Consider the following 7,398-nt stretch of genomic DNA (forward strand, 5'->3'; position numbering starts at 1 on the left):
CATTCGGCCAGAACTGCCGCTATGTTGCGGGGAGGAATTTGCATGCCCTTTTGGCCGCTTCCAAAGCGTTAATCCCAAGCGCGCGTTTCGGCGCTGCGAGGCGGTCGGTTGAACCCCAAAAGTTTAGAGGAACCACGATGCGCTATCCGACATTCTTGCGCTTTCTCTCGGAACATAGCGGAACTCGGAACACCCTATCCTTGTCGAAAAATATTGCACAATGCCTGCGAAGCAGCGATAAGGCACCTCGGTTCCTCTAAGCGGAGGCAGACCGGGCCAATGAACCAAATAGGATCCTCTCAGTTCCGCTATTTTTCGGACACGGCCGAGGGCGGCTCCAAGCGGTTCCGCCGCTTCCCGGCTTTCAAGCGCACGTACTCCAGCCGCAATGCGGCCTTAAGCAGCGTCAGCGACGGGCATCTTCTGCGCGGCTCAACGGCAAGCCCCCATCGGATCATGCCCGACAGCAGCAGGCCGACCTCCGGGTTCGCGGTTCTTGCGCTTTCCATGCGGTCCTCGATCAACCGCTCGGATACGTCCGCCGGCACGCGCCCGGTGAAGCTGTAATATAAAATGGCGGCGGCGCTGAACAGATCGGCCTTTTTCCCTTGCCGGGCCTTCTCCGAATACAGCTCCAGCGGGGAGAAGCCGGCCGTTGTAAAAATCGGACGGACGTCCGGCTCGGCGAGCGAAACGGCCGAACCGAAATCCAGCAGTACCGGCTCGCCTTCTTCGGAAATCATCATATTCCCGGGCTTCAAATCCCGGTGAAGGATACCTTGCCGGTGAATGAAGTCCACCGTATCCAGAAGCGGCAGCAGCACATTCCGGATCAAATACGCCGCCGAAGGCTTCTCCTCCCGGATCAAGTCCGCGAGCGGCTTGCCCGGACAATAACGGGTTACCAAATAGCTCGTCCCGTTTTCTTCGAAATGGTCGATATATTCGACGATATGTCGATGCCGGAGCCGGCTTAGAACCGAAGCTTCCCTCCGGAAGGCATCGTTCAGTCCGTCAAACTTCCGGCGGCTCGAAGGACGGCGGCATAAAACCGTCTTCCCGTCCATATCTCTTAAAGCCAGGCTTCCGGGATAAAACTCCTTGATCGCCAGCTTCCCTTCTCCCTCGGCCGGACTGCCGATGTAAACGATGGACAGCTCGCTGGAAGCGAGCCGTTCTTCGATCCGGTAGGCACCGCCTTTTAGCAGCGTATGCCGCTGAAGGCACACGTCATCGAGGTCTCGGGTCATCCAATCTGCTCCTTCGTTTCGAACATTCGCCTTGATTCGGTTGAGGCGCGGGCCCGCAAGCCCCTTCCCCATCTTATCACAAGAACCGAAATTGGGAAGCATTGGATTTTCGCCGGTCGTACGGATGCGAAGGCTCCACAGAGGGCGGCACCGGCTGCTTACATCGCGAAGCCCCGGAACAAGGCCTTGATTGTCCCGGCAAGGTGATGACTGCCGCCCCTCGCCTCCACCTTCTCCACCATCAAAGCGACGAGCAGCTTCGGCTTGTCGGTATCGTAAGCGACGAACCAGCCGTTCTCCTGCCCGGATTCGCCTTTCTTTTGCTTCAGCTCGGCCGTACCGGTCTTGCCTGCCAGCGTCAGCCCGTCGATCCTCGCTGCACGGCCGGTGCCCGCGGGATTCTGAATGACTTCCTTCATCTGCTCCGTCAGCATGCGGCTCACCTCGGGGCGGATCAGCCCGCTTTTCCACACTTCGCCGGTCGTCCGGCCGTCATATTCGAGCACCGGCTTGATCATATTGCCGCCGTTCACGAAGACCGTATACGCATCCGCCACATGCAGCGGCGACATGACGACCTCCCCTTGACCGTAGCCGGAGTCGGCCAACAAAATCTCCTTTTTGATGCCTGCGTTCGACAGCGACGAGACGTCGACCGCCAGCGGCAGCGGCAGCTTCTCGCCGAATCCGAACTTGCCGGCGGCCTTCTCGAAGCGCTCCGCTCCCAGACCGAGCGCCACCTGGGCGAAATAGATGTTGTCCGAATACATCAGCGCCTTCGCCAGATTCACTGCGCTCACCGCCGCGGATACCCTCGTCACGTAGTAGTTCCCCCACGACGTATCCTTTTTCCACTGCTTCCCGGTAATCGATTTCTCTTCATTCGGATCGAGTGCCCCCTGCTCCAAAGCGATGGCCGCCGTGATCGGCTTGAACGCCGACCCGGGTGCGTAAGCGCTGGCGTATCGGTTGAACAGCGGCTTGTCCGGATTCTCCGTCCACTGCTTCCACTGCTCGGCCGAAATGCCCGAGATCCAGAGGTTCGGATCGTAAGACGGGGTACTTACCAGCGCGAGCAGCTCGCCGGTCAGCGGCTGCATCGCCACCCCTGCTCCCGCATCGTTCTCCAGCTCCCGGTACATCGCCCGCTGTATGCCGGTATCGATCGTCAGCTTCACGTCTTCGCCGTCCACCGGATCACGCTTGAGGAGCGTCGCCTTGTCCCGGCCCTCCGCATCGGTAATGTAAATGCGCTGGCCGTCCCGGCCGCGCAGCCGGTCCTCCAGCGTCAGCTCCAGCCCGGTTTTACCGACCCAGTCGTCCGGCCGGTAGCCTTGATCCTTGCGCTTCTCCAGCTCCCGCTCGTTCAGCTTGCCGATGTAGCCCGTCAAATGAGCCGCCGCCGCGCCGAGCGGGTACGAGCGTACCCGCTTCGTCCGGTAAGCCGTCCCTTGAACCGTAAGCAGCTCGTTCTCCCGCGGATCGCCTTTGGGAATAAGCGCGATCGGGACAAAAAGCTCCGGCTTCACCCACGAAGCGCCGAGCTTCGCCCGGATGTCCTCCGGCTTCAAGCTTAGCAGTGTCGCCAGCTTGCTCACGGACTCGTCGGACGGCTCGGCCATTTTTTCGGGCACGAGGCCGACCTCCCATTGATCCTCGTTGATGGCCAGCCCATGGCCTTGGCGGTCGAGAATTTCTCCCCGCTTTGCCGGGAGCGTCTGCACGCGAACCTTGTCCGTGTCCTTGAGCTGCGGAAATAGAAACGACGAAGACCAGTCCACTCCCCAGGCGCGTTCTTCCTTGCGGAGCGTCGCCGTCTGGTTGAACTCGATCGGTCCGGCCGACGTCTTCATTTCCACATGCAGCTTATACCGAATTTGATCCGTCTTCGCATTCGGGTCTTTCTCCGTCGGCGCCGCCGTGATATTCAGCTCCGTTAATCCGATTCCTTCATAAATGTTTTGATGCCTGCTGACGAACGCCTCTTGCGTGACGGATTCTTTCACATGGTTCGTCAAGCTGGGATACATAGCTGCGTAATCTCTTTTCTGCCAAGCGGCGACGAACGTGTCCATCACCTCTTCCGGCGGCTTCATCTCCGGCTTGCAGGCCGCGAGCGCCAGCAGCAGCGCGACAAACAGGACGCCCCATCCGGCGCCCCTCACAACAGTTCGACGGGTCAATCTCAGCACTCCCTCTCTCTCTCTATCCACTCGTTTCCATTGTAACCAAGCGCAGGCGGAAGGAGAACGGATAGCTTCCTGATATTTCCCTTACGAAACGCTGACCGGAACCGGCTGGAAATGTTGGATGCGGCTTTTGGCGCGGTGGTATAATCGTCTTATTCTATGGATTTACGGAGGAATCGCACATGAAAATCGTGATTGCGCCGGATTCGTTCAAAGGCTCGCTGTCCGCTCTGCAGCTGTGCGGAGCCGTGAGCTCCGGCATTCGGAGCGTCGTCCCGGACGCCGACATCGTCGAGCTTCCGGTCGCGGACGGCGGGGAAGGCACGGTGGACAGCCTGGTGCATGCTTGCGGCGGGACCCGGGTGGAAGTGCAGGTTCGCGGGCCGCTCGGAGAGCCGGTCACGGCCGTCTACGGCATCCTGAAGGACGGCACCGCCATCGTCGAGATGGCCCAGGCGTCCGGGCTGCCGCTCGTTCCCGAAGCGCGGCGCAACCCTCTTGCCGCCTCCTCCTACGGGACGGGCGAGCTGATTCGGGCCGCCTTGGACCGCGGATGCCGGCAGTTCTTCATCGGGCTCGGCGGCAGCGCGACGAACGACGGCGGGGCGGGCATGCTGGAGGCGCTCGGCGTCCGGTGGTACGGAGCGGACGCCGTCCCGTTGCCTCCGGGAGGCGGAGCGCTCGCCGGGCTCGCCGGCTTCGACGCCTCCGGCATGGACCCGCGCCTCGCGGAATGCCGCTTCGTGGCGGCGACGGACGTCCGCAACCCGCTCTGCGGGCCGGAGGGCGCTTCCGCCGTCTTCGGCCCGCAGAAGGGCGCGACGCCGGACATGACGCAAGCGCTGGACCAGGCGCTGCGGCAGTGGGCCGACGTCGTTCGCCGGCAGACCGGCATCGACGTGCTTACGCTGCCCGGCGGCGGCGCGGCCGGCGGCATGGGGGCCGGGCTGCATGCGTTCCTCGGGGCGGAGCTTCGTTCCGGCATCGACATCGTGCTGGAGAAGGCGAAGTTCGAAGCGCAGCTTCGGGACGCCGACTGGATTATCACCGGCGAAGGCCGGCTGGACGCACAGACGCTGTCCGGCAAAGCGATTGCGGGCATCTGCCGCAAGGCCCGGGACGCAGGGGTGCCCGTGGTCGCCCTATGCGGCAGTCTGGAGCTGCCTGCGGAGCAGCTGGACGAGCTCGGGCTGACGGCCGCTTTTTCCATCGTCCGTAAGCCTTGCGACTTGCAGGAAGCGGTCGAACGCGCCGCGGAGTGGGCAAGCGAGACGGTAGCCCAGATGATGCGCCTGCTGCGGGGCGCCGAGCGGAGATAGTCATTTTTTGGCATTTTTTAGGGAAATCCGCGAAATTTCGATTGAAATTTTACGCCAACGTGATAGGATAGGTCATAAATGCAACTTCATTCATCCGGGGAGAGAAGTACAATGAGCATAGCTAAAGCGTTAACCATTGCCGGCTCCGATACAAGCGGCGGCGCCGGAATTCAAGCCGATTTGAAAACGTTCCAGGAACGCGACGTCTACGGGATGACGGTTCTGACGACAATCGTCACAATGGACCCGAACAACCAATGGCACCACGGCGTCCATCCGGTCGCTTTGCCTACCGTCGAAGCCCAGCTGCAGACCGTGCTTGACGGCATTGGCGTCGATGCGCTCAAGACGGGCATGCTCGGCTCCGTCGAGCTGATCGAGCTCATCACGCATACGCTCAAAGGCAAAGGGCTGCAGCGCATCGTTGTGGACCCGGTGATGGTCTGCAAAGGCAACGACGAGGCGCTCCATCCCGAATCGACCGTCGCGCTGCGGGAGCTGCTTGTCCCGATCGCGGACGTCGTCACTCCGAACTTGTTCGAAGCCGCGCAGCTTGCGAACCGTCCACCGATTCAAACGCTGGAGGACATGAAAGAAGCGGCGCAGATCATCCATGCGACAGGCGTCAAGTACGTCCTGATCAAAGGCGGCGCGAAGCTGAATCATCCGCAAGCGGTCGACCTGCTTTATGACGGAAAAGCTTTCGAGCTGTACGAATCGGACAAAATTTCCACCACCTATACGCATGGGGCCGGATGCACGTACTCCGCGGCGATTGCGGCCGAGCTGGCCAAAGGCGCCGACGTCAAAGAAGCAGTCGGCACCGCCAAAAGGTTCATTAGCGCGGCCATCCGGCACGGCTTTCCGCTGAACGGCTTTGTCGGCCCGACCCGCCATTCGGCGCTGCGCCAATTCGGGTAAGCCGTATATCGTTTTTTCTTCATATCAAAGAGCCTGTCTCCGGTCTGAACTGCACCCCGTCAAGTAGACAGTACAAAAAATAAAAATGTTTTAGGCGGCCTTAGTCCTGAATTCCATCGGACTGAGGCCGTTTAATTTGGCTTGTAACCTTTCGTTATTGTAAAAGTAGATGTAAGCATCAATGTCTTTCTTTAGATCTTCGAAGGTGTTGTACTTGCGTAAATAATACTTTTCACATTTAAGGGTTCCCCAGAACGCTTCCATGGGTCCGTTATCAATACACCTGCCAACACGGGACATACTTTGGGTTATTTTTCCTTCGAATAACTCCTTGAAAATGACAGAGGTGTACTGAAAGCCCCGATCACTATGAAGCATAGGTACACTGCCTGGCGCAGCTTGTAAGGCCGATTTTACTGTTTGGAATACAAGACTATTGTTATTGGAGTGTCCTAAAACATACGAGACAATGGTATTATCGTAAAGGTCTAGAATGGCGCTTAAATACGCTTTCTGACCGTTGCCGTATTTGAATTCCGTTACATCGGTTAGCCATCTCTCATTTGGAGCTTTCGCATAAAACTCACGGTTTAACAGATTCTCAGCAACTTGTTGTGGGGTTGAACGCATATATTTCTTTCTTTTTCTGCGGATAACTGATTGGATTCCCTTTAGCTTCATAAGGCGGTATATGCGTTTATGGTTAATCCGTTGTTTGGTCTGTTTGCGTAAATGAAGGGTTAACTGACGGTATCCGAAGATGCCGTCAACCTTTTGGTACAACGAAATCATAACATGAGCGAGTCGTTGGTTTTCCTGCTCACGGGAGCTGGGTTTTCGGTTTAACCATTTGTAGTAGCTTGAACGCGGAATTCCTGCGATTTGACACAGCAACACTACAGTCATACGCTCTTCCTTTTGAACGGCTTGAATAGCCAGGTAAACGTTCTCCTGTCGAAGCCCGCTTAACGTCGCCTCCTTTCGAGTTCCTGTAGCTTTTTTAAGAATGCATTCTCCGCTCTAAGTCGTTCATTTTCATACTCCAATTTCTTCATAGCAAGCTTTTGCTGGTCAGATTCGTCAAACTCTTCAGGTGCCTTTTTCCGCCCTCGACCATCCTTTAGAGCATCTTCTCCGCCCGTTTCATACTTTTTAACCCACTGGTAAACTTGTTGGTATGAAACCTGATACTTCTCCGATGCGGCTTGGTAATTACGATTTTGGGATAAGCAGTATAAGACAATATCAATCCGTTCTTTCCAATCTGTAGGCCGTCCTTTAGTCATAGTCGCTGTTCTTCCCCCATGTTTACGAGACTTTAAGCTGCTATGACTATTATACTTGTTAATCCAATCTCGGAGTTGTGTTCGGCTGGCTATCTTATATTTATCGATGATTTCATACTGTGAGCCCTTGCCCGAGAGATAATCCAGAACAGCTTGTAGTTTAAGTTCCTCTGGATAGTGTTGATTACCAATTCGGGACTCTAGACCATCATAACCGTTCAATTTATATTGATGTCGCCATTTCTTCAAGGTTGTTCTACTAATACTATATCTCTGAGCAATACCTGCAAGTGAAGCTCGGCCTGTTTCAAGCTCCTGTATGATGGCTAGCTTCTCCATTGCATTATATTGATTTTTTTTAGCCATGAAAAATCTCCCCTTATGGTAGACAGGTTTTATTATTTAGCCTGTCTACCATAAGGGGAGCATATCA

5 protein-coding genes are annotated in these 7,398 nt (G+C 56.8%); 2 read left to right on the forward strand and 3 right to left on the reverse strand.

Features of this window, described 5'->3' with window-relative positions:
* Positions 1-308 precede the first annotated feature (308 nt).
* Together PEH01S_RS27890 and PEH01S_RS27895 are read right to left on the reverse strand one after the other, a co-directional pair.
* On the reverse strand, positions 309-1,250 hold the full coding sequence (locus PEH01S_RS27890; protein ID WP_164828059.1) for a serine/threonine protein kinase: 942 nt from the start codon (positions 1,248-1,250) through the stop codon (positions 309-311).
* 158 nt (positions 1,251-1,408) lie between these two features.
* Complete coding sequence (locus tag PEH01S_RS27895; RefSeq protein ID WP_127489400.1) at positions 1,409-3,433, reverse strand: penicillin-binding transpeptidase domain-containing protein; 2,025 nt, start codon at positions 3,431-3,433, stop codon at positions 1,409-1,411.
* 188 nt (positions 3,434-3,621) lie between these two features.
* Here PEH01S_RS27895 and PEH01S_RS27900 point away from each other — a divergent pair, with 188 nt between their 5' ends.
* Positions 3,622-4,758 carry a glycerate kinase gene (locus tag PEH01S_RS27900; protein WP_127489402.1) on the forward strand — a complete coding sequence of 379 codons (1,137 nt, stop codon included), beginning with the start codon at positions 3,622-3,624 and terminating at the stop codon, positions 4,756-4,758.
* A 111-nt stretch (positions 4,759-4,869) separates the two neighbouring features.
* A complete protein-coding gene (gene pdxK, locus PEH01S_RS27905; RefSeq protein WP_127489404.1) occupies positions 4,870-5,679 on the forward strand; it encodes a pyridoxine/pyridoxal/pyridoxamine kinase in 810 nt (269 codons plus the stop codon).
* A gap of 90 nt (positions 5,680-5,769) precedes the next feature.
* On the opposite strand, the gene PEH01S_RS27910 is transcribed toward pdxK, so the two are convergent.
* A protein-coding gene (locus tag PEH01S_RS27910) for an IS3 family transposase (protein WP_127489406.1) occupies positions 5,770-7,331 on the reverse strand; the annotation gives its coding sequence in 2 pieces (ribosomal slippage) (positions 5,770-6,671 and positions 6,671-7,331; 1,563 coding nt in all).
* Positions 7,332-7,398: the final 67 nt, after the last annotated feature.

This window comes from Paenibacillus ehimensis NBRC 15659, from assembly GCF_004000785.1.
Taxonomy (GTDB): Bacteria; Bacillota; Bacilli; order Paenibacillales; family NBRC-103111; genus Paenibacillus_G; species Paenibacillus_G ehimensis.

What these genes read in the sequence shown, in the direction of transcription:
- PEH01S_RS27890 (WP_164828059.1), bottom strand. Translation starts at nt 1,250, where the DNA reads ATGACCCGAGACCTCGATGACGTGTGCCTTCAGCGGCATACGCTGCTA.
- PEH01S_RS27900 (WP_127489402.1), top strand. Translation starts at nt 3,622, where the DNA reads ATGAAAATCGTGATTGCGCCGGATTCGTTCAAAGGCTCGCTGTCCGCT.
- pdxK (WP_127489404.1), top strand. Translation starts at nt 4,870, where the DNA reads ATGAGCATAGCTAAAGCGTTAACCATTGCCGGCTCCGATACAAGCGGC.